Raw genomic sequence first — 20,442 nt, forward strand, 5'->3', positions numbered from 1 at the left:
GAGACTCCGTCTATCCGGTGGGGTAGTTCATAATAAAGCAGAAGCGACGGCAGAGTTAGGTATATTTGGCACATCAGAGCGAATCTGGCCATCGCGAAAGTGAATGATGCGTCGCGTAATACTAGCTACGTCTGGCTCATGGGTAACCATGACAACCGTCATCCCAGCAGCATTCAACTGACTAAAAATATCAAGGATTTCAATAGTTGTTTGACTATCAAGGGCACCCGTTGGCTCATCAGCTAACAGCAACAATGGCTGATTGACAATGGCACGGGCGATCGCCACACGTTGCTGTTGTCCCCCAGATAGTTGATTTGGGCGGTTATGTAAGCGGTGCCCCAGTCCTACCTTTTCCAGCGCCACAATCGCTCGCTCCCGTCGTTCTTTGGGGGGAACTTGGGCATAGATCATCGGCAGCATCACATTTTCCAGCGCTGTCAGTTGCCCCAACAAATGGAACTGCTGAAACACAAAGCCAATTTTGGCATTACGGATATGCGCCAATTCATCATCCGTGAGCCGCGAGACATCTTGACCATCCAGAAAATACTTACCAAAGGTGGGTCGATCCAAGCAGCCGATAATGTTCATCATCGTGGATTTGCCAGACCCTGAGGCCCCCATAATGGCAGCGTATTCTCCGTGCTGGATTTGGAGGTCAATGCCATTGAGCGCACGCACTTCTGTTTCACCTTGACCATAGATTTTCTGTAAATGCTCAAGACAAATCAGAGGAGGTGTGCTCATGAGCCGGTTGAATTGAATGCAACTATTACAAATTGTAGCGGGACTCCTTGGCCTAGTTACCGATGCATCAACTCACCCTTTCACGGGGGCAGTTTTGAGCACAGGGCTTATACGCATCACCAGTTGATAAATGCCATAGGCGATCCAAGGCCCCGGCTCTATCGTCCGAGTTATGCTTAATCAATAGCTAAATGCCAGCAAATTAAGCAACGTAACTGAAAATTGTCAAAGTTCCTGAACCCATAACCTGACCGCTTGATCAGCTTCAATTTATTGTTAATACCTTCAACAACACCACTATTTGTGTGATTATCAAAATAGGCGGTGACTTCACCAAACCACCGACAAATTGTTCTTACGCTCTCTTGAAAAGAATCCTGAGCTTGAGCTAACCAATCGAGCAATTGAAAGGTTCCATCTTTCCAATCTTTTGCTTGCTCAAAGATGGCTCTAAACGATTCCTTCTCCTGATGCATTCGAGTCAGACTTGGCGCTACTTCTCGAATTTCTTCCAGTTTTGCTTTTTGCTTCTGAGTTAGATTTTCCTCCGGCTTGAGTAATGCATATTTACTTTGTTTGAGCGCGGCTGCAATCTGGGCTTTCTGGACTTCATTTACCGTCTGCTCATTCGCTTTACAAATACTTTGTCGAGCCTTATCCAATTCCTGATTCACAATGTTTATAACATGAAATCGGTCGGCAACCACCGTAGCATTCGGTAGGAGTTTATGAACCAAACTTTTATAGTTTCCAGACAGGTCAATGCTCACCTCAATAATTTGATTGAGTACTGCTGCTCCCCATGCCTCAAGCACTTGCCTCACATCTTCCTGCTTGCGAGAAGGCGCAAAGGCAAGGGGAATTCGCCGCTCTAAATCGACCAAAACAACTATGTAATCTCCTTATCCTTTACCTAAGGAAATCTCATCTATACCTAATCGTTTTACTGAACTCACATCGACGTGGAGTTTTTTTTACTGACATACTGTACCATTGACCATACTTCTTCATCAGTGAGACCATTTGAAATTGCAACATTATGAATGTTGCTGTGCAAAACCTGTTGCACGATTGACTGAGCAAATCGATCCGTTTGCTTGCGACGATTGCCGATGAAATCGAGCGTTTCACTGAATGGCTTACCACAAGTTCGACACTTAAACTGGCGACGATTGATCTTAAGAAATACGGTTCGTCCACTGATGCTTAAATCTCGCACTAGATACCAATGATTCTGGTGTAAATGACAACTTTTTTGTTTGCAACGTGGGCAAATCGCCTCGGTTGTCTTTGCTTCCACTATAAGAATCAATTCTCCCGCAACATCGGTATAATCTTCAACCTCAATTCCAAGTAGGTTGAGTAGCTCAGTTAGAAGTAGCTGCATATCTTAGATTTCGTATAGCATGTTACATTAGCATACCAAGTCCGATAGACCCTTTGAAGTTTCAAACAGTACCTGTTCCCCTCTAATTCATAGCTCCATTCAGCAATGCCTTCTGTGCAACGCCCGAATTAGTGGTTCTCCATCACCTCCAGTAAAGCGTCCCATAGCCGTTGGCTAACGGATCCCGGGCAGGGGAGCAGAGTTTCATCCACTTGGCGAATGGGCATCAGTAAGCGCACAGAGGAGCTTAAAAACGCTTCGGAAGCGCTGGCCAAGTCCGCTGGGGTGAGAATGACCTCACGATGGGGTACCTCTAGCTGTTGCAAAATTTCTAATAGGGTGGCGCGGGTAATGCCGTGGAGAATGCCGACGCTAGGGGGAGGGGTTTCCACCACCCCAGCCCGCACTATCCAAACATTACTGGTGGTGGCCTCGGTGATCTGGCCTGCCCCGTTCAGCAGCAGGGCATCATCAAATCCATGTTGCTGCGCCTCTAGGAGCGCCAAGATATTGTTCAGGTAATTGCCAGTTTTAGCAGCAGGGTCAAGGGCTTCAATACTGGTGCGTTGGCGCTGGGCAATGGTTAAACGCACTCCCGCCGAGTTGAAATGGGGTTCGGGGGCGATCGCCATCAGGACAATGAGCAATCGCGGCTGGGTCGTCGGTTCAGGGCACAGGCCAATCCGTTGGTCCGCTCCCCGGGTCACCACAATGCGAATATAGTACTCCCCTTTAGGGGCAGCGGCTAAGGTACGCTCAACCTCCCTAATAATATGGGCATCGTCCCAAGGCACCGCCATGTATAGGTAAGCTGCCGACGCTCGCAGGCGAGCCAGATGATCTAGCAAGGCAAAGGGAACACCATGGTAGGTACGAATCACTTCATAGACGCTATCCCCGTAGAGAAACCCGCGATCTAAAACAGAAATGCTAGCTTCGGTACTGATAACACCGTCAAGATTAAATAGCAGCACAGCAGCAATGTCCTAGAGTTGGCGCTCTACCTCGGCCTTCATGCGCTCAAGCGTTTGATGCATCTGATCAAACATTGCTTGAGCTGACAGCCCAAACTGACTCAACTGGGTTTCTAGCTGCTTGACCGTCATCTGCGCCATAAAATCATCGGATAGCTCAAACCGCTTCATAAAGATACGGTAGCGCTCCATCAATTCTTCCATTTTTTCGATGTAGATTTTTTTGCCTTCACGGTCAAATTTGCCGTACTCAGAGCCAAGCTGCATTAACTGCTGGTAATCCAGAAACAGGTTTTGCGCCTCTTGCTGAACAATTTCTGAATCAAAAAATCCCATAGTGGTTTCTGCCCGACACAGCAATCAATGGAGTTTATCCTTAAGTGCTAAAGAGTTGGCAATACGGGTGGTGACCGTTTAGTCCTCTGCTGGCATTCTATCAAACTCCCCTGAGGCAAGTATGGGCGGGAAAACCGATCTTGCCGGTGGTGGTCAGCTCTTGTGCCCAATGGATTGCTGCGAGGAGGCTGCGGGGGTCGGCAATGCCCTGACCGGCAATATCAAAGGCAGTGCCATGATCGGGAGAGGTGCGAATAAAGGGCAGCCCAATGGTGGTGTTCACCGCGTCATGAAAGGCTAGCATCTTGACTGGAATCAGACCTTGATCGTGGTAGAGGGCAAGGTAGGCATCGTAACTGGGGTGCTGAGAGGGGGTGCCCCACCATGCGTGCGCCGCACCAATCCAGAGGGTATCCGGTGGCACAGGTCCAACAATTTCAACGTGGGGGTACTGTTGCTGAGCCCTTGTTAACCACGGGATGAGCCAGTCCACTTCTTCGCGGCCAAGATGCCCCTGCTCGCCACTGTGGGGATTGAGGCCAGCAACGGCAATGCGCGGCTGTGCTAATCCCCGGTGGTGCTGCAAAAAACTGACAAGTAACTCTAGTTTCTGGGTTAACAGGGCTGGGGTTAAGTGATGCGGCACTTGGGACAGGGGAATATGGGTTGTAGCCAGCAGGGTCGTGAGTACCCAGTGGGTTTGGGGCGATCGCCCCAAAAAGAGCATCCCCACCTCAGAACCACCCGTATGGCAAGCCAGAACCTCCGTTTGGCCAGAGTAATCATAGCCGGCTGCGTGCCACAACGCCTTACTAATGGGTGCGGTCACAATACCCGCCACCGTTCCAGTTTTAGCAGCAGCAATGGCGGTTTCTAGGTAAGCAAAACTCATTGCCCCCGTTGCTGAGCTGGGGTAGCCGGGACGTACATTGGAGATCAGGGGATGATCCCATACCTGTAGCAGGGCTGGATGCACAACGGCTTGACCGCGCTGGCTGAGCCAACCGTAGGTGTCCTCAAGGAGGGAGCGACTGCCACTGATAAAAAACTGGCCTAACGCCTCAGGAGGGAAGTGCGCTAGGGCTTTGAGAACAATTTCAGCGCCAATGCCAGCGGGATCCCCAAGGGTAATGGCGAGAGCCAAGCTATGCCTCTTGTAGCATGGGTTCAGCAGCGTCTTCGTCGGTGGCTGCGGGGAGGTCGTCAGTCTCTTGTTCTGCCATAGCCGCTTGCTGTTGTTGCAGGAGTTGCTGACGGTAGCGAGCGGCCATTTCCTCCGCTTTCTCATAGACTAACTGCGGATTTCTGACCATGTCGCCCGGCTCTGGCTCTAACTGTTTGGTGGAGAGGGAGATACGTCCGCGCTCAGCATCGAGATCAATGATCATCACCTTCAACTGATCATTGACATTGAAGACACTGTGGGGCGTATCAATGTGATCATGGGAGATTTCGGAGATGTGGAGCAGGCCACTGACCCCGCCGATGTCAATAAAGGCACCGTAGGGCTTAATACCCCGCACCGTCCCAACCACTACTTCGCAGACTTCCAGCTTGTTCATCTTACGTTCAACAAGGGCACGGCGATGACTGAGGACAAGGCGGTTGCGCTCTTCATCCACTTCTAGGAATTTTAGGGGGAGCTCCTCACCGACCAGTTCTTCTTTGTTGACACGGGTACTAATGTGGGAACCGGGAATAAAGCCTCGCAGCCCTTCAATGCGCACTAAGGCACCGCCACGATTAGTGGCAAAGACCTGAGAGCGCACCGTGGCATCTTCAGCCTGAAGCTGGCGTACCCGCTCCCATGCCCGCATGTACTCAATGCGACGGATGGAAAGGGTAAGTTGCCCTTCTTCGTTTTCATCCGCAAGAATGAAAAACTCCCGGGTTTCATTGGATTGCAGGACTTCTTCGGGGCTATCGATGCGGTTGATTGACATTTCTTGAATGGGGATGTAGGCCGCAGTTTTTGCGCCTATGTCAATCAGGGCGCCTTTTGGCTCGATGCTAAAAACTGTCCCTGCTACAATATCGCCGGGATTGAAATGATAGTCGTATCGGTCGAGTAAGGCTGCAAAATCAGCGTGCGTAAAGCCCACATCTAACGTTTTTTCCTGATTGACCATGCGAGTATGTTCCTAGCTCCTTTAACGAAAATTAAGATGTATAGTGAGTTCTCAAGCGGGCAGAGTGGGTGCCATACGCAATGATACCAGCGATCGCTCGAACACTTTCTGACTGGATCTATAATAGTAGCCTAGAGTTCCCGTATTGGCTAGGCACGTCAGAAAAATCCTGCTGCGTCCAGTAAATCAACTGGAGTGGTAGGAGAGCGTGTCCCTTATCGGAAGAAAAAGGTGCTGAGGATCGCGGCAGCCGTTGAGATAAGTGCAACGGCGGGCTAGCACTTGGGGTGCATGGGGTGGATGCCAGCTGGCTCCTGATCGTTGAACCCGTCGGTCAATCCGTGTCACCCAAGACTCAACACTGGCTTGCAATATCCCCTGTTTCCTATGTCCTGTTTAAGGTCAAATGTCAGGTTTGTTGTTGAAATCACTGTGCTATGGCTCGCCAAGAACCAGACTTTAGGGTTGATCCCCGCTTTATTGCGGGGGTGGCGGCTCTAAACCGCGGGGATTATTTGCTGGCGATCGCTGCATTTGAGGCGGTCATCGCCCAGTATGGTGTGCAGCGAGAGGGGTTAAAGGCACATTTGCACCTCATTAAAGCCTATACCCACACCCAACAGTGGCCAGAGGCGATCGCCCTGTGTCAGTTTCTCACCCATGCTGGGCATCCCCGCATCCGTGCATGGGCACGCAAGTATCTCCCAGAACTCGAGGCGCACCGCGACGAGGAACCCACCTCCCCGAATTTGCAGCTCACCGTTCCACGGCTATCCTCTGGCCACATTCAGCTTCGACCGGTGTCACGGGGGTATCTTTGGGCGAGCCAAGGGATCACGATCGCTGTGCTAGCAGGGCTAGTGTACGTCGTTATTTTGGGGGAGTAACCTATCTGACAGGGCTACCTAACGATACCGTGGCGCTGTTGCGAGGCTGGGAAGGGGCGATCGCCGCGGCATTGGTCATCTTTTTGGGCGTGCTCCTCTTTGGTTTTAGCAGTGCTCTTTGGTCTGTTGTCCTGAGCTATGGGTATGGGCTGCGCCCCGTTAGTTTGAATGAATTAAGGGAGTACAGCCCTGATGCAGTGGCTCTCATGGACACTCTGCCATGGTCGTGGTGGCAACCCCGCCCCCAACTGCGCTGCATCATCACCACTGCCCCCCTGATTTTTAGCTATGGTCGCTGGCAACGACGGGTTGTCGTGAGCGAGGGGTTACTGCGAACTGCCACCTCAGAGGAATTGGCGGCACTCTTGGCGGTGGAACTAGCACAACTGCGACAGGGGTTGAATACACTGATGGCACCTCTTGTCCTAGCGCTGCAATGTCCCTACGCGGTGTACGACCGATTGAGTCGCTGGGGCGATCGCTGGGCACCGCCCTACGGTCAGGGTTGGGGGCGGCGATGGGGGGCAATAACCCTATACGCTTGTTGCGCACTGCTCAGTCAAGGGAGTTACCTTGTCTTTCGGGGGCTGGAAATGCTCTTGTTTTGGACAAATCAACTGCGGCAGTACTACAGCGATCGCCAAGGAGCGGCGATGGCGGGTAACCCCAACACCTTAGTGCTGGCATGGCTACGGTTGATGCACGCCACCGCCCAAACGGTGAGCACCCAAGGCAGTATTGGCGGGGCTCTAGAATCGCTGCGGCTGCTGCTGCCCTTGAACCCAACCCAGGCCGCCCTCTGGGGTGACCAACCCCTCGACTGGGGGGCGATCGCCCGCTGGGATGGGGATCACCCGCTCCGACACTGGTTCCGCTGTACCTCCTCCCATCGCCCGTTGGGGCTGCGGCTGCGAGCTTTGATGTCCTATAGCCGTCGCTGGCAGCTACCCTGCTTACTCTTGGTGTCGCCCCAACCCTTACCTCCCTTACAGCGCGGTTGGCTGCAGTTGACCCCCCTTTGGGGCGCGATCGCCGGTGGTCTGCTAGCCCTACTTTTAAGTGGCATCGGCCATTTTGCCGTCCGGGTTGGGCGAGTGGGGGCAGCCCTTTGGTGGCTCACCGATTGGCAGACCCTAGGCCTAGGGCTTAGCAGTATTGGTGTTGGGCTAGGGTTGTTCCTGCGCATCAATGCCTACTACCCTCCCTTGGGCGATCGCCCAGAACCCGCGACCCTAGGGCAACTGCTGCACCGCTCCCTTGCTCTGCCCCTCGACAGCACGCCTGTTCGGCTAGAGGGTCGGCTGTGTGCTGTCACCGGTCTAAGAAATGGGTTGGGGCAGCACCTGTGGTTACAAACAGCCAATGGCCTTTGGCTACTGCGCTGCTATAAATCATGGGGCGCTGCTTGGCCAATTGTGCAGCCACAACTGTTAAAACAGCTTCAGAACCGCTCTGTTGTGGTTGAAGGTTGGTTTCGGCGGGGCACCATCCCCACCGTAGAAGTTGCCACATGGCAGTGCCCAGACCTCAAACAAACACAGCAGTGGGGGGCACCTTACTGGGCTGTAGGGGTTGCAACCCTATGGGTGCTTTACGGCCTCATCACCATCCTCGGCTGGTTGTGATATGCACATTTCCCAAGCTCAATTACGCCACCTCAAAAATTGTCCGCGCCAGTTTCAGTACCGCTACTTGAACCGCTTAGGGTTACCAGACAGCCTCAGCAGTGCTCAACACCTTGGCCGTGAGTTCCACCGCCTGATGCAGCAGCATTTCCACGGCTTAGATATTCACCCTCTTCTAGAGGCTCAACCGACTTTGCGGGAATGGTTTGAGCAGTTTCAGGCGGATCCGCCCCCTATGATTGCAGGCACCGCCTACACTGAACACCGCCGTAGTACTGCCCTAGAGGGCTTTACCCTTGTTGGTATCTACGATCTGGTGATTTTTGGCACGGATCGTGCTCAAATCCTCGACTGGAAAACCTATCCCCAGCCGCCTCCCCAAAACACATTAGCACGCCATTGGCAAACCCGCCTCTACTGCTACCTGCTAGCAGCCACCACCGACTACTCCCCTGAGCAAATTTCCATGACCTACTGGTTTGCCCAAGGGGAAAGGGGGGCAACGGTCTATACGTTTCACTACACTCAAGCGCAACATCAACAGGTTGAAAACGATCTCACACAGCAGTTGCAGCAGCTTCAATACTGGCTCAACGACTATGCGCGTGGCCAAGACCTACCACAGGTCGGCCTAGAACTTAGTTCTAAGTACTGCTCCCCTTGCCCGTTTCGGGAACGCTGCCAGCGCACCCCGCCCCCCAAGACAGTACCTTGGCACCCTTTTTAGCCGTGCTCGAAGACGCGATCGTACCCCCCTAAATCCAGTTCCACAATGGCCGGTAGGCAGCTTAGGGCAGCCTCGACCAATGGCAGGCGTTCTTCCCGCACCAGTATCGACAGTAACTGTTGCCGCAGAGGAATGAGGTAGCGGACATCATTAGCGGCATAGCGCAGTTGATCGTCACGCAGGGCGAGGGCATTCCCCCAGTCTGAACTTTGGGCAGATTTATCCAGTTCAACCCCCAGCATATCGAGGGCTAAATCCTTAAGGCCGTGCCGTGGTGAATAGGTACGGGCAATTTTACTGGCAATTTTGGTGCAAAACACCGGCTGAACGCGGATCCCCAAATGGTAGCGCAGGGTTGCCAAATCAAACCGTGCGTAGTGAAAGATTTTGGTGATGCCAGAGTGCTCTAGGAGGTGTTGCAGATGGGGAGCAGCCGTTTGCCCCCGGCCAATTTTGACCACTGCCACCTGACCGGCAGGATTACAGATCTGCACCAAACAGAGGCGATCGCGGGCAATATTTAAGCCCATTGTTTCCGTATCCACCCCCAACTGCTCAGCATCGAGAAACTGAGCCAGCGCGGTTTCACTTAAATCATTGTCAAAACACTCTAGGGGAAAATCTAAATCCATGGCTTGCTACTCAAGTTTAAGAGGGCTGTAGGTTGGGCAGAGAGTCTAGCCGTTAGCTGGGATGGGTGTCTGCGGATGGCTCTTTGCTGATGGCTATCCGCTCTAACTGCCAAAGAATTTGATTACTTTCGCGCCGTACTCGCGAAACTTGCCAGTTCCGCCATACCCACTCTTCGCCACGGCTGGTGACCGCACTGGCATGGACATCCATTAGCTCGGCTAACTCGCCGCTGGTAATGAGATAGCTTCCTGCTGCTAATTCATCGGCAATGCGCAGCGTAGCAATGAGTTCTTCAAGGCGGCTCCGCCGCTCTGACCACTGCAGCGATCGCCCCCCTAGCGAATCATTGTCATTATCGGCGGACAGACCTAAAGAGGGTTCTACCATGGACACTTCTCACAAGGCGTTGCTTCCAAATCTTAATGATCTTAATGGTAAATGGCGCACTGCCAAAGACGGTGTCCCAAATGGCCGATCGCCCCTAGGTAACATAAACGGGCAAATTAGCCTAAGATTATCGGTAAGGTTTAACGAAGTGATACACCCGCTCTATTTTAGGAGGACATAACCCTATGGCACTCGTACCCATGCGCTTGCTGCTGGATCACGCAGCCGAAAATGGTTACGGCATCCCCGCCTTCAACGTCAATAACATGGAGCAAATCCAAGCGATCATGCAGGCGGCTCACGAAACCGACAGCCCAGTCATTCTGCAAGCGTCGCGGGGTGCCCGTAAATATGCTGGGGAAAACTTCCTGCGCCATCTGATTCTGGCGGCGGTGGAGACCTATCCCCATATTCCGATTGTGATGCACCAAGACCATGGGAACGAGCCTGCCACCTGCTACTCTGCCATTCGCAATGGCTTCACCAGCGTGATGATGGATGGCTCCCTCGAAGCGGATGCCAAAACCCCCGCTAGCTATGAGTACAACGTGGCAGTGACCAGCGAAGTGGTGAAGGTGGCTCACTCCATTGGTGTGTCGGTGGAAGGGGAACTCGGCTGTCTTGGCTCGCTGGAAACAGGTCAAGGGGAAGCGGAAGATGGCCATGGCTTTGAAGGCACCCTTGATCACTCGATGCTGCTCACCGATCCAGATCAAGCGGTGGACTTTGTAGAGCGCACTCAAGTGGATGCCTTAGCGGTGGCGATCGGCACCAGCCATGGGGCTTACAAATTTACTCGCAAACCCACGGGTGAAATTTTGGCCATCAGCCGCGTTGAAGAAATTCACCGCCGCTTGCCCAACACCCACCTAGTGATGCACGGCTCTAGCTCCGTCCCGAAGACTTGATCGCTCTAATCAATCAATACGGTGGGGCTATTCCGGAAACCTATGGGGTGCCGGTGGAGGAAATCCAAAAAGGGATTAAGAGTGGTGTTCGCAAAGTTAACATCGACACTGATAACCGCCTAGCCATTACTGCGGCTGTGCGCGAAGCCCTTGCGCTTGCTCCCAAGGAATTTGACCCCCGTCACTTCCTCAAACCCTCGATCAAGTACATGCAAAAAGTATGCGCCGATCGCTATCAACAGTTTGGCACCGCTGGTAATGCCAGCAAGATCAAGCAACTCAGCCTTGAAGACTACGCTGCCAAGTATGCCAAAGGCGAACTTGCCCAAGTGGTTCAGAAAGCTGTCGGGGTCTAGGAAGTCCTGAGACCTGATAGCGTGTATAGGGGTGGCTGCGGTCACCCCTTTTGCGTCTCTTCCTCAGCTTTCTAATAGGTTGCAGCGCCCAGTTACACCGAACAGTTGTTATGCATCAAACAATTCAAAGAACCCTTGCTGGCGTGGCCCGGGCAATCGTGCCTGACCTTGTTCACCAGTATCAAAAAAACACGTGGGCACAGCGCAGCTTACCCCACTTTATTATTCTTGGGGCGCAAAAGGCGGGCACAACCAGCTTGCACGATTATTTAAGCCAACATCCCCAGTTAGTTCCTTCTCTAAAAAAAGAAGTTCATTTTTTTGATGGCGGCACTCATCCTAGCATTGATACCTTTGAGAAGGGATTGCCTTGGTACCGTGCCCATTTTCCCCTCGAGAGGGACTTACAGGACGGCAAGCAGACCTTTGAGTCATCGCCGTTGTATCTTTTTCACCCTCGTGTGCCGCAGCGTATTGCCGAGGTTTTGCCCAACGTAAAGATGATTGTACTGTTGCGCAACCCCAGCAAGCGGGCAATTTCCCACTACTTTCATGAAAAGCGCAAAGGGCGGGAGCCGCTAGGAATGTACGAGGCGTTTACTAGTGAAGAACGTCGCTTGGCACCCTTGATAGAAAATGCTAACTATAACAGCCATGGGTTTATTCACCACTCCTACAAGTGTCGCGGCCTCTACCAACAGCAACTCGAGCGGTATTTTCAGCTGTTTACCAAGGAGCAATTGCTGATTTTGAGCAGTGAACACTTCTTCAGTGCCACAGCAGCTTGCCTGAGAACAGTGTTTGAGTTTATTGGGGTTGATCCAGAGTATCAGGTGACTAACTTGCAGCCCAAAAATGTCGCGAACAATCGGACAGTGGTTCCACCGCTGGTTGATGACTACTTAGACGAGTTTTTTAAGCCCCATAATGAGAGACTCTACCAACTGCTAGGGCAGGATTTTGGCTGGTAGATGCAATTAGGGTTGCTGTTGCCGCAGGAGGAGCTGCTGGGCTTGACTCGGAGTCAGCAATTGGCCATCCACCTCAATTTGTAGAACGCTATTGGCGGGATTTTCTAATTGCTCGGGTGTTAGCGCAGAGCTGGCATCCACACGATCGCGCTGGTCGTAGCGCCACTCGTTCTCTAGCATTCGATTCATTTGGGAGGATTCAAATCCCGTTGTCGGGGAGATAGGGTTAAATACTGGTGGTAAGGGGGCAGCAACGCTAGCCACTGGCCATAGCAGTATGCTTAGGCTAGCTATTAAGTAACGATTCATGGGTATCATGAGTTTTGTCTCCGTGATGGCGATCGCTCAAGTGGCAACTTAACTTAAAAAGATTTCCTATGCTCGTGAGATAGGCGCTGGCTATCTATCTCTAATTTTATCTGCATGTGGGGGTTCGGGGGAGCGATAAAACCCCGGCGGGGATACATGGACTCCCCCGCACGAGTCGAGGGGAGTTAATCTCCCTGAGACAAGCAATCAACTTGTGGTACAACTATCCCAGGTTTTGGTAGATAAAATGCTCGTCTGCGACGCCAATCCTCAGCACTCGTTCTCATTTGTGTCAGTGTGTGTCAGTGCAGAACTGTGCTGGACAGAGACCCCAACGCAGCTATCAACATTGTGGAGCTAGGTTGACGGACTGTGGGGCACACAGGCTCTTACGCTGGTGGAGACGAGGCCGCTACTCATCTTCTGGAAACAGAGGTTGAGCACGTCACCTCGTTGACGCAGAAACCTTCATCGGCGACGATGGAATCCTCTTCCTGAGCACAGCGAAGGAAGGGGAGGATGTCAACTCTGGAGCAGTTGGATGCGTTGGGGGAAGCACTCCTCGAGTTTCAAGACTTTAACGATCTCGAAATCTGGCCAGACTCCCAGCCCAACGGTTAGTCTAGTGTTGATTTGCGTGGTGCAGCATGCCAATACCGATCGCCGTCACAACCGTCTTGGGAAGCCAACTGGCAACAATGGGGCTGACAGCTCCCCCTTCGCCAAACGCTGTAAAAATGAAGCTCACTACGTAGTAACCAAAAATAATCGCTACACTAAGGCCAAAGGCACGTCCCTGACCTTGGCGAGGTGAGCTAATGCCTAAAACTGCGCCGATCAGGGCGAAACCAACACAAACAAAGGGCAAAGACAGCTTTTCTTGCAACTGCACCTGCCATTGTCGCAGCCGTTTCATATCCCCACTTTCGGCCAAGATCTGGCTGTGGTGGTACATTTCGCGACTGGTCATGAATTCAGGATCGCGGGTTTCTTGGGCTAAATCAAGGGGGGTGCGTGGATAGGCAAAATATCGCTCCCCAAAGGGTTCAACGGCTTCATAGTCTTGGGCGGGGTTGAGGCGATAAAGTGCGCCACGGCGAAATATCCAAACAGCGCCTTGCCACTCTGCTGCTTCTGCTCTAAGGATTTCTCGCAACTCGCCATCCTGAAAATTTAGTACTGTGACCTCTCCCATCACGCGGCCATCAAACGTATGGGCAAAGAACAACTGCTGAAGCTGACCATGGGCAAAGCGACGGTAGAAAATATTTTTGGGATGGTAGGTTGGCACGGGTTGGCCAATGGCCGTGCGCAGGGTTTCAATGGCGCGGTAGGCAAGGGGGGAGCCACAAGCTCATTGAGGCCAAAGGTTAGGATCAAGGCAAGGAAGCCCGCCATGAGGGCAGGGCAGACCAAGCGCACTGGGCTAACCCCGCAACTTGTGCAGGCAATGACTTCGCTGCGGCGGGAAAGTTGGCTATAGGCTAACAGTGCCCCAAATAGCACGGCCATAGGAATACCTAGGACGGCAAAGGTCGGCAGACGTAGGAAAAAAACTTGCACGGCACTAAAAATGCCGAGATTATTTTCGACCATGTTCCGAATGAGGTAGAACACAGTACCAATCACGGCGGCGATCGCCGTAAAAATGCCAAACCCAACCACAAAGGGTTGGATCATCTGCCGGAGAATGTAGCGATCCAGTAAGGACAGGTAAGGCACCGAAATAGCAGTGGGTAGGCGCATGGGAGAAAAAAACCTGATTTCACCTTATCAAGTTTTGGCTTGCCATCAGCCTCGGAAGGATGTCACCCTAGATAGAGATGTGGACACAAGGTCAGTTTGGGAATTACAGGCTCAGCATGGCAAAAGCAACCAAAAAGAAATCACCGAAATCTACAGCAACAAAAGCCGCCAAGCCAGAGACGGGAGCCACACCAGCAGTGGTGGATCCTGCCACTCTCACCTACGAGGCGGTGATTGGCCTAGAAATTCACTGCCAGCTTAATACCGCCACAAAAATCTTTTCCGGTAGCTCGACTCAATTTGGTGCGCCGCCAAATACGAATATTGATCCGGTGTGTTTGGGGCTGCCGGGCACCTTACCGGTGCTCAACGAGAAAGTGCTGGCCTATGCGGTTAAGGCGGGTTTGGCACTGAATTGCCAGATTGCCCCCTACAGTAAATTCGACCGCAAGCAGTACTTCTACCCTGATCTACCTAAAAATTACCAAATTTCCCAGTACGATCTGCCAATTGCCCAGCACGGCTTTCTGGAAATTGAGTTGATTGATGACGCGGGTACCGTCCGTCGTAAAAATATAGGCATTACCCGGCTACACATGGAAGAGGATGCAGGGAAGTTGGTTCACGCGGGGAGCGATCGCCTTGCCGGTTCGACCTACTCCCTTGTGGATTTGAACCGGGCAGGTGTTCCCTTAGTAGAAATTGTTTCAGAGCCAGATCTGCGCAGTGGCCAAGAAGCAGCGGAATATGCCCAAGAGCTACGACGTATCCTGCGCTATTTAGGCGTTTGTGACGGCAATATGCAGGAAGGGTCTCTGCGCTGTGATGTCAACATTTCTGTGCGGCCAGTGGGGGCAACCACCTTTGGGACGAAGGTGGAAATTAAAAATATGAACTCTTTCAATGCCATCCAGCGCGCTATTGATTACGAAATTGAACGCCAAGTGACAGCAATTAAGGCGGGGGAACCCATCATCCAAGAAACTCGCCTTTGGGATGAGGCCACTCAGCGCACCCTAACGATGCGGGTCAAGGAAGGCTCTAGCGATTACCGTTATTTCCCGGAGCCGGATCTAGGGCCTATTGAAGTGAGCACCGAGCAATTGGCGGCATGGCGCAAGGAACTGCCGGAACTGCCCGCCCAAAAGCGGCGCCGCTACGAGTCGGAGTGGAGTTTGCCCCCTCAAGATGCCCGGGTGCTAACGGATGAGCGGGTGGTGGCTGAGTACTTTGAAGCTACAGTGGCGGCAGGGGCACCCCCCAAACAAGCAGCGAATTGGATTATGGGGGATATAACCGCCTACCTCAAGGAACAGAAGCTCAGTATTGAGGCATTGCCCCTCACCCCCGCAGGGTTAGCGGAACTCATTGACCTCATAGAATCGGGCACCATTAGTAGCAAAATTGCTAAAGACTTACTGCCAGAGTTGTTAGCGAACGGTGGGTCTGCTAAAGCACTGGTGGCGCAAAAAGGTGTGAGCCAAATTTCCGATGTGGCCACTCTTGAGGCCATGATTGACGAAGTACTGGCAGCCCATCCCAATGAACTGGCACAGTATCGCGCGGGTAAAACCAAGCTACAGGGCTTCTTTGTCGGGCAGATGATGAAGAAAACCGGTGGCCGTGCGGATCCAAAGCTCACCAATCAACTTCTCGTGGCTAAGTTGAACGCTGAAGCCTAATCCTAGCCATGATTTCACCGTTGCCTCCGTTGACAACAGAGACCCTCTGGCAAATTCTCAATGATGAAATTGAGGATGCCACAGTGAACCACCTATTGTGGCACTGTCTGGGGTACCGCTACGATCCTGACCAGCAGACGTGGCGCTGCGATCGCGTCCCCGCGGAATGGGCCACAGCCTACCCCGATCCCCCCGACTTTATTGGCACTCGCCCAGCGATTGTCAAGCTAACCCGCTCAATTCCAGCTGCCCATAAGCAACTCTTGAAGGAGCAGTTAGGGTTTGAGGGCTACCAGATTAGCGAATTAACCCCACGCCGCACCCGCCGCGCCACCGCCGTCAACTGGCTGCTAAGTTACCTAGCGAGTCACTGACCGAAGAGGCCCTCAGCGACTTCGATCGCCACTTGGCGAATTGCGCCATAGACGGCGGCCAGTTGCGTTTCAGTAATGCAGTAGGGCGGCAGAATATAGAGCGTTGAACCCAAGGGACGCAATAACACCCCTAGCTCCAAAAAACGGCGGCGCAGTTTTGGTACTAGCGCACTAAAATAAGAGGTCTGCTGGTCAAGGACGAGTTCCATCGCCGCAATAGTGCCACAGGTACGGAACTGGTGCAGATTGGGCACATCCGCAAGGTAAGTCTGCTGACACTGCCAGTGAAGAGCTTCTAAGCGCTCATAGGTGTGCGGCTGTGCCAGCAACAATTGCAAGGAGGCCACACTGACTGCACAGGCGAGGGGATTGCCGGTGTAGGAGTGGCTATGGAAGAAGGCTCGCGCCGGATCATCGTCGTAAAATGCTTGATAAATCGCCTCAGTGGCCAAGGTCACCGCAAGGGGTAAGCAGCCTCCTGATAAGCCTTTAGATAAGCAGAGCACATCCGGCTGGGTTCCGGCTTTTTCGCAGGCAAAGAGGGCACCCGTGCGCCCAAAGCCAGTCATAACCTCGTCGTACACCACCAATACCCCGTAGGCCTTTGCTAGTGCGGAGACCGCCTGTAAAAATTCAGGGCGACACATCCGCATCCCTGCGGCACCCTGCACCAAGGGTTCGATAAATAGGGCTGCATACTCATTCGGTGCAGCATCCAGCGTCTTTTGCAGTTCAGCAAGTGCTGCTGCTTCCTTAGCGCTGACGTCTGGGTCATCCGGATAGGTGGCGGGATAGGGAACAACGGTTAGGGGGGGCAGTAGCGGCTGAAAGGGTTGCCACCACGGGGAACTTTGGCCGACGGTCATCGCCCCTAGGGTATCGCCATGGTAGCCACCGGCAAAGCCAATCAGGCGCGATCGCTGGGGCTGGCCGACCTGCTGCCAATACTGGTAAGCCATTTTGAGGGCAACTTCAACTGCGGTTGAGCCATTATCCGAAAAAAAGACCCGTTGCAGTGGAGCGGGGGTGTGCTCACACAGGAGGTGCGCTAGGGTTTCCGCTGGCTCGTGGCTAAAGCCAGTAAAAATGACGTGCTCAAGGGTTTGCGCCTGGTGATAGAGTGCCTCTGCCAGCACAGGATGGCTGTGACCATGGAGGGTGACCCACCAACTAGAAATGGCATCAATGATCTGGCGCCCCTCCTTCAGCTCAAGGATGGCACCGGCTGCCCGCTCGACATGGAGTGGGGGGTCAGCGGTTTTCATTTGGGTGAAGGGCTGCCAAATAGGTGAGTGTGGCATGGCTAGGTCTCCGGCGGGGGCACAGCGTTACCGTCAGCCTGACTAGACTTAAGGCAAGCCTTTAGGGTACTAAAGACCGTATCGGGAACCGCACAGCGGAGCGATCGCCCGAGGCGTTTTTTTTGCTGCGCCAGTTTTAGGCACTCTGACGTAGGACAGAGGTAGGCCGATCGCCCCATCCCCTCGCCAACCTTGACGGCATGGTCAGGCCAACGGCGGACAATGCGCCAAAATTCAGTGCGATTCGCTACACGACCGCAGGCCACGCAGCGCCGCTGTGGTATCCCCATGGACATATCTCTCTTAACTTGCCGTGTTTTGATCCTGATCCTCTAGGGCGGCGATCGCCAACCGATCTTCCTCCTCGTAGTTGTAGGTTGTACTGTCGCGGACTTCAATTTTCCAACCGGTGAGGCGGGTTGCCAAACGAACATTTTGACCTTCTTTGCCAATGGCTTGGGACACCTTATCGGGAGCCACCAGCACATGGGCAATTCGGGCTTCGGGATTAATCAGGCGCACTTCTTCCACAGGAGCTGGGCTGAGGGAGTTAGCAATGTAGGTGGCTGGATCCGGCGACCACCGAATCACATCAATTTTCTCGCCGCGCAACTCATTGACCACCGCTTGAATACGAGAGCCGCGCGCCCCAATGCAGGCACCCACCGGATCCACATCCCGCTCTAGGGTATCCACCGCAATTTTGGTTCGCGGCCCTACCTTATGGTTCGGGGGATTGGCCTCGCGGGCAATGGCAACGATCCGCACCACTTCATCTTCAATTTCCGGGACTTCGTTGGCAAATAAATACACCACTAGCCCAGCATCTGCCCGAGAGACCTCCAGTTGTGCTCCCCGTTGCGGCCCTTCCTTAACCCGCTTGAGATAGACCTTAAAGGTCGAATTGGCACGGTAATTATCGTTGGGGAGTTGCTCCCGTTTAGGTAGCTCCGCTTCGACCTCCGGCTGGCTGGCATCGCTGCGCACTGCCATAATTACAGAGCGGCGTTCAAACCGCAAAACCCGCCCCAGTAATACGGTGCCTTCTAAGTCTTGGAATTCCTCCTGTATCAGTCGGCGCTGCTGATCCCGTAGCTTTTGAGACAACACTTGTTTGGTTTGCATGGCAGCCATGCGGCCGAATTCTTGGTGGTCGGGGGTCACGTCCAACAGCACCGTATCCCCTAATTGGGCATCCTGTACGACTTCCACCACGTCCGCAAGGGCAATCTCACGATCTGGGTTGGTAACTGTTTCCGTAATAGTTTTTGTGGCCAGCACCCGAAATCCTTCCTGCTCGGTATCTAACTCCACTTCAAAATTGGCAAAGTGATCGTCCTCGAAGTGGGCATGGTCAGGGCGCAAGCTGCGGCGATACCGCTCGTAACCTTTGAGAAGGGCTTCCTGAAGGGCTTGGTGGACGGCATGTTTTGGTAAGTGCCGCTCCTGACTGATTTCGTTAATCATGGCCCGTAGGCCCGGTAAGCGATAGGTACTCATGGTAAGCTCCAAATGGATGTGTCGTTAAGCTGCCCAGACCCTTTAAGCCTCGGCAGGGGGGGTGTAAAGCTGAACCGTGGCAATCAGGGCACGCGGAATGGCCAGCGATCGCCCCTTTTGACTCAGATAGACATTAACCTCATCCCGGCGAACTAGGTTGCCCTCCCATAGGGTTTTGCCGCGATGGGGCGCAGTAGTGGTCACCCGCACGGGAAAGCCACGAAACGTACTGAAGTCGCGGTCGCTCGTTAAGAAATCCGACAGACCCGGACTTGACACCTCCAGCACGTAAGCACAGGTCAGATCCGCCGTTGCATCCAACACGCTTTCAAGGGCGCGACTCATGCGCTCACAGTCGTCTAAACTGGTGTCGGTGCCAGGGTGCCGCACCTCAACCCGCAGAATTGGCGGCGACTGATGGGTGTGCCACTGCACACTCACAAGGTCTAGGTGTTCTTGGTTAGCGACCTGCTGCGCCAGTGCTTGGACAACAGGTAGAAGCGATTGCATTGTCATAGGAAATAAAAAAGGCGGGTCATTGCCCACCGTACACACGTAGAGTGTCTGTAAACTAAGCCCCTACAGTACACGGTACCGCTGGAGACTCTACTAGTGGTTGTACACCGTCTGGGCGTAACCCATAGATGCATGGTGCCTCAACCACTTGGCTGGTTTACACGCAGCCATCACCGTGACTCACCACAGGTGTCCTACACTTTACAAGTGTACACCGTCGCAACACATGTCTGCGCTACTGGATGGATAACAAAGGAGTTGGTCAGTACGGCCTCTCTAAGCTCACGAGTGTTGAATTTAGTAAAGAAAGACAGAAAAAAGCAGCCAAACAGCTATGATTTGGCTACAAATACAACAAATAATTGTTTGTGGGCATCCTAAAATCTCTCGCCGGTATTGTCAAATCTTTACTCGCTGAGTTGCCCAGCCGTGATGACCCTAAACTCAATTCAGAGTGATTTTTCCTCTTGTGGCTCACCCTCATTTTAGATAAAAACGTCAACAGTTGTCATGACCTATTGTTTCAGTTAAAATACCATAGCGTCAAATTCAACCTGTCCACCGTTTCCAAAGCTTGGAAACACAGAGACCCTGCGCCAATTCAGAAGATTTACCAAAAATTAGTTCGAAACCTGTGGTAATCTTTGATTCAGTCACGGTAGTTCACGTGGCTTAGATAACGATGCTTGTGAGCTATGTTTTCTCTAGGCGCACTGCATACCACTGCACATAGCCGCCATTGGGCAGTCGTAGCTCGCAACCAGTGTCTATCAGGTGTTGCGCTTGGCTAACGGCATCAGGTAACGGCTGTAAATCGTAGGGCAACTCTAAGTCCGGTAATTCTAAATAGGTCACAAGCTTCTCTTGCAACTCTGCCGCAGTTAGAAACACCTCTGTGGCGGTGGTTGACTCCAAAACAACATACCAGCCTTCTCTAGGCATTA

General features: G+C 52.9%; 21 protein-coding genes and 3 pseudogenes. 8 read left to right on the forward strand and 16 right to left on the reverse strand.

Annotated features, from left to right (window positions below):
* Positions 1 to 27 precede the first annotated feature (27 nt).
* The 6 genes and pseudogenes from BRW62_RS08080 to BRW62_RS08105 all read right to left on the reverse strand — a co-directional run bounded on the left by BRW62_RS08080 (position 28) and on the right by BRW62_RS08105 (position 5,576).
* Positions 28 to 750 (reverse strand): ABC transporter ATP-binding protein, encoded by a 723-nt coding sequence (locus BRW62_RS08080; protein ID WP_099799017.1) that lies wholly within the window; start codon positions 748 to 750, stop codon positions 28 to 30.
* A 176-nt stretch (positions 751 to 926) separates the two neighbouring features.
* A pseudogene (locus tag BRW62_RS15515) lies at positions 927 to 2,137 on the reverse strand (ISL3 family transposase).
* Positions 2,138 to 2,265: 128 nt separating this feature from the next.
* Positions 2,266 to 3,111, reverse strand: coding sequence for an aminotransferase class IV (locus tag BRW62_RS08090; protein ID WP_099799018.1), 846 nt, complete (start codon positions 3,109 to 3,111; stop codon positions 2,266 to 2,268).
* Positions 3,112 to 3,123: 12 nt separating this feature from the next.
* The gene (locus BRW62_RS08095) at positions 3,124 to 3,447 is read right to left on the reverse strand and encodes a DUF1825 family protein (RefSeq protein ID WP_099799019.1); all 324 of its coding nucleotides are present in this window, start codon (positions 3,445 to 3,447) and stop codon (positions 3,124 to 3,126) included.
* Between the two features lie 100 nt (positions 3,448 to 3,547).
* Entirely contained in the window at positions 3,548 to 4,591 is a 1,044-nt protein-coding gene (gene pdxA / locus BRW62_RS08100) for a 4-hydroxythreonine-4-phosphate dehydrogenase PdxA (RefSeq protein ID WP_099799020.1), read from the reverse strand.
* Between the two features lies 1 nt (position 4,592).
* Entirely contained in the window at positions 4,593 to 5,576 is a 984-nt protein-coding gene (locus BRW62_RS08105) for a 30S ribosomal protein S1 (protein ID WP_099799021.1), read from the reverse strand.
* Between the two features lie 437 nt (positions 5,577 to 6,013).
* On the opposite strand from BRW62_RS08105, the gene BRW62_RS13420 reads away from it, so the two are divergent.
* From BRW62_RS13420 to BRW62_RS08115, 3 genes are read left to right on the forward strand one after another with little or no spacing between them, the layout of a single operon-like run.
* The gene (locus BRW62_RS13420) at positions 6,014 to 6,463 is read left to right on the forward strand and encodes an outer membrane protein assembly factor BamD (RefSeq protein WP_198405951.1); all 450 of its coding nucleotides are present in this window, start codon (positions 6,014 to 6,016) and stop codon (positions 6,461 to 6,463) included.
* A 29-nt stretch (positions 6,464 to 6,492) separates the two neighbouring features.
* On the forward strand, positions 6,493 to 8,088 hold the full coding sequence (locus BRW62_RS08110) for a M48 family metalloprotease (protein ID WP_198405952.1): 1,596 nt from the start codon (positions 6,493 to 6,495) through the stop codon (positions 8,086 to 8,088).
* A 1-nt stretch (position 8,089) separates the two neighbouring features.
* Complete coding sequence (locus tag BRW62_RS08115; RefSeq protein ID WP_198405953.1) at positions 8,090 to 8,815, forward strand: PD-(D/E)XK nuclease family protein; 726 nt, start codon at positions 8,090 to 8,092, stop codon at positions 8,813 to 8,815.
* Here the strand turns inward: BRW62_RS08115 and BRW62_RS08120 are convergent.
* Both BRW62_RS08120 and BRW62_RS08125 read right to left on the reverse strand, forming a co-directional pair.
* Positions 8,812 to 9,447: a ribonuclease D gene (locus tag BRW62_RS08120; protein WP_099799022.1), complete on the reverse strand. Its 636-nt coding sequence runs from the start codon at positions 9,445 to 9,447 to the stop codon at positions 8,812 to 8,814. The two genes, BRW62_RS08115 and BRW62_RS08120, sit on opposite strands and share 4 nt — an antisense overlap.
* Positions 9,448 to 9,499: 52 nt before the next feature.
* A pseudogene (locus tag BRW62_RS08125) lies at positions 9,500 to 9,736 on the reverse strand (hypothetical protein); the annotation flags it as partial.
* 284 nt (positions 9,737 to 10,020) lie between these two features.
* Between BRW62_RS08125 and fba the strand changes: the two are divergent.
* Positions 10,021 to 11,099, forward strand: a pseudogene (gene fba / locus BRW62_RS14645) (class II fructose-bisphosphate aldolase).
* Positions 11,100 to 11,209: 110 nt separating this feature from the next.
* Positions 11,210 to 12,070, forward strand: coding sequence for a sulfotransferase domain-containing protein (locus BRW62_RS08135; protein ID WP_099799024.1), 861 nt, complete (start codon positions 11,210 to 11,212; stop codon positions 12,068 to 12,070).
* 6 nt (positions 12,071 to 12,076) lie between these two features.
* Here BRW62_RS08135 and BRW62_RS08140 read toward each other — a convergent pair whose 3' ends face one another.
* Positions 12,077 to 12,379: a hypothetical protein gene (locus BRW62_RS08140; protein WP_227517317.1), complete on the reverse strand. Its 303-nt coding sequence runs from the start codon at positions 12,377 to 12,379 to the stop codon at positions 12,077 to 12,079.
* Between the two features lie 519 nt (positions 12,380 to 12,898).
* Here BRW62_RS08140 and BRW62_RS08150 point away from each other — a divergent pair.
* Positions 12,899 to 13,000, forward strand: a complete 102-nt coding sequence (locus tag BRW62_RS08150) for a DUF4351 domain-containing protein (protein ID WP_099799026.1) — start codon at positions 12,899 to 12,901, stop codon at positions 12,998 to 13,000.
* Between the two features lies 1 nt (position 13,001).
* On the opposite strand, the gene BRW62_RS14440 is transcribed toward BRW62_RS08150, so the two are convergent.
* Both BRW62_RS14440 and BRW62_RS14445 read right to left on the reverse strand, forming a co-directional pair.
* Positions 13,002 to 13,670 (reverse strand): LptF/LptG family permease, encoded by a 669-nt coding sequence (locus BRW62_RS14440; RefSeq protein WP_237269075.1) that lies wholly within the window; start codon positions 13,668 to 13,670, stop codon positions 13,002 to 13,004.
* Positions 13,574 to 14,125, reverse strand: coding sequence for an LptF/LptG family permease (locus BRW62_RS14445; protein WP_237269076.1), 552 nt, complete (start codon positions 14,123 to 14,125; stop codon positions 13,574 to 13,576). Before BRW62_RS14445 ends, BRW62_RS14440 begins: the two co-directional genes overlap by 97 nt.
* Positions 14,126 to 14,241: 116 nt before the next feature.
* Here BRW62_RS14445 and gatB point away from each other — a divergent pair, with 116 nt between their 5' ends.
* Both gatB and BRW62_RS08165 read left to right on the forward strand, forming a co-directional pair.
* Complete coding sequence (gene gatB / locus BRW62_RS08160) at positions 14,242 to 15,807, forward strand: Asp-tRNA(Asn)/Glu-tRNA(Gln) amidotransferase subunit GatB (protein WP_099799027.1); 1,566 nt, start codon at positions 14,242 to 14,244, stop codon at positions 15,805 to 15,807.
* Positions 15,808 to 15,818: 11 nt separating this feature from the next.
* Entirely contained in the window at positions 15,819 to 16,181 is a 363-nt protein-coding gene (locus BRW62_RS08165; RefSeq protein ID WP_376787939.1) for a DUF1823 family protein, read from the forward strand.
* Here BRW62_RS08165 and bioA read toward each other — a convergent pair.
* The 5 genes from bioA to BRW62_RS08190 all read right to left on the reverse strand — a co-directional run bounded on the left by bioA (position 16,175) and on the right by BRW62_RS08190 (position 20,440).
* On the reverse strand, positions 16,175 to 17,482 hold the full coding sequence (gene bioA / locus BRW62_RS08170) for an adenosylmethionine--8-amino-7-oxononanoate transaminase (protein WP_099799029.1): 1,308 nt from the start codon (positions 17,480 to 17,482) through the stop codon (positions 16,175 to 16,177). The genes BRW62_RS08165 and bioA overlap by 7 nt on opposite strands.
* Positions 17,483 to 17,484: 2 nt before the next feature.
* A complete protein-coding gene (locus BRW62_RS08175) occupies positions 17,485 to 17,772 on the reverse strand; it encodes a YlxR family protein (RefSeq protein ID WP_099799890.1) in 288 nt (95 codons plus the stop codon).
* 13 nt (positions 17,773 to 17,785) lie between these two features.
* A complete protein-coding gene (gene nusA / locus BRW62_RS08180; protein ID WP_099799030.1) occupies positions 17,786 to 18,982 on the reverse strand; it encodes a transcription termination factor NusA in 1,197 nt (398 codons plus the stop codon).
* Between the two features lie 42 nt (positions 18,983 to 19,024).
* Positions 19,025 to 19,492 (reverse strand): ribosome maturation factor RimP, encoded by a 468-nt coding sequence (gene rimP / locus BRW62_RS08185; protein ID WP_376787940.1) that lies wholly within the window; start codon positions 19,490 to 19,492, stop codon positions 19,025 to 19,027.
* Between the two features lie 699 nt (positions 19,493 to 20,191).
* Positions 20,192 to 20,440, reverse strand: coding sequence for a chlororespiratory reduction protein 7 (locus tag BRW62_RS08190; protein ID WP_099799031.1), 249 nt, complete (start codon positions 20,438 to 20,440; stop codon positions 20,192 to 20,194).
* Positions 20,441 to 20,442: the final 2 nt, after the last annotated feature.

This window comes from Thermostichus lividus PCC 6715 (genome assembly GCF_002754935.1).
Classification (GTDB): Bacteria; Cyanobacteriota; Cyanobacteriia; order Thermosynechococcales; family Thermosynechococcaceae; genus Thermosynechococcus; species Thermosynechococcus lividus.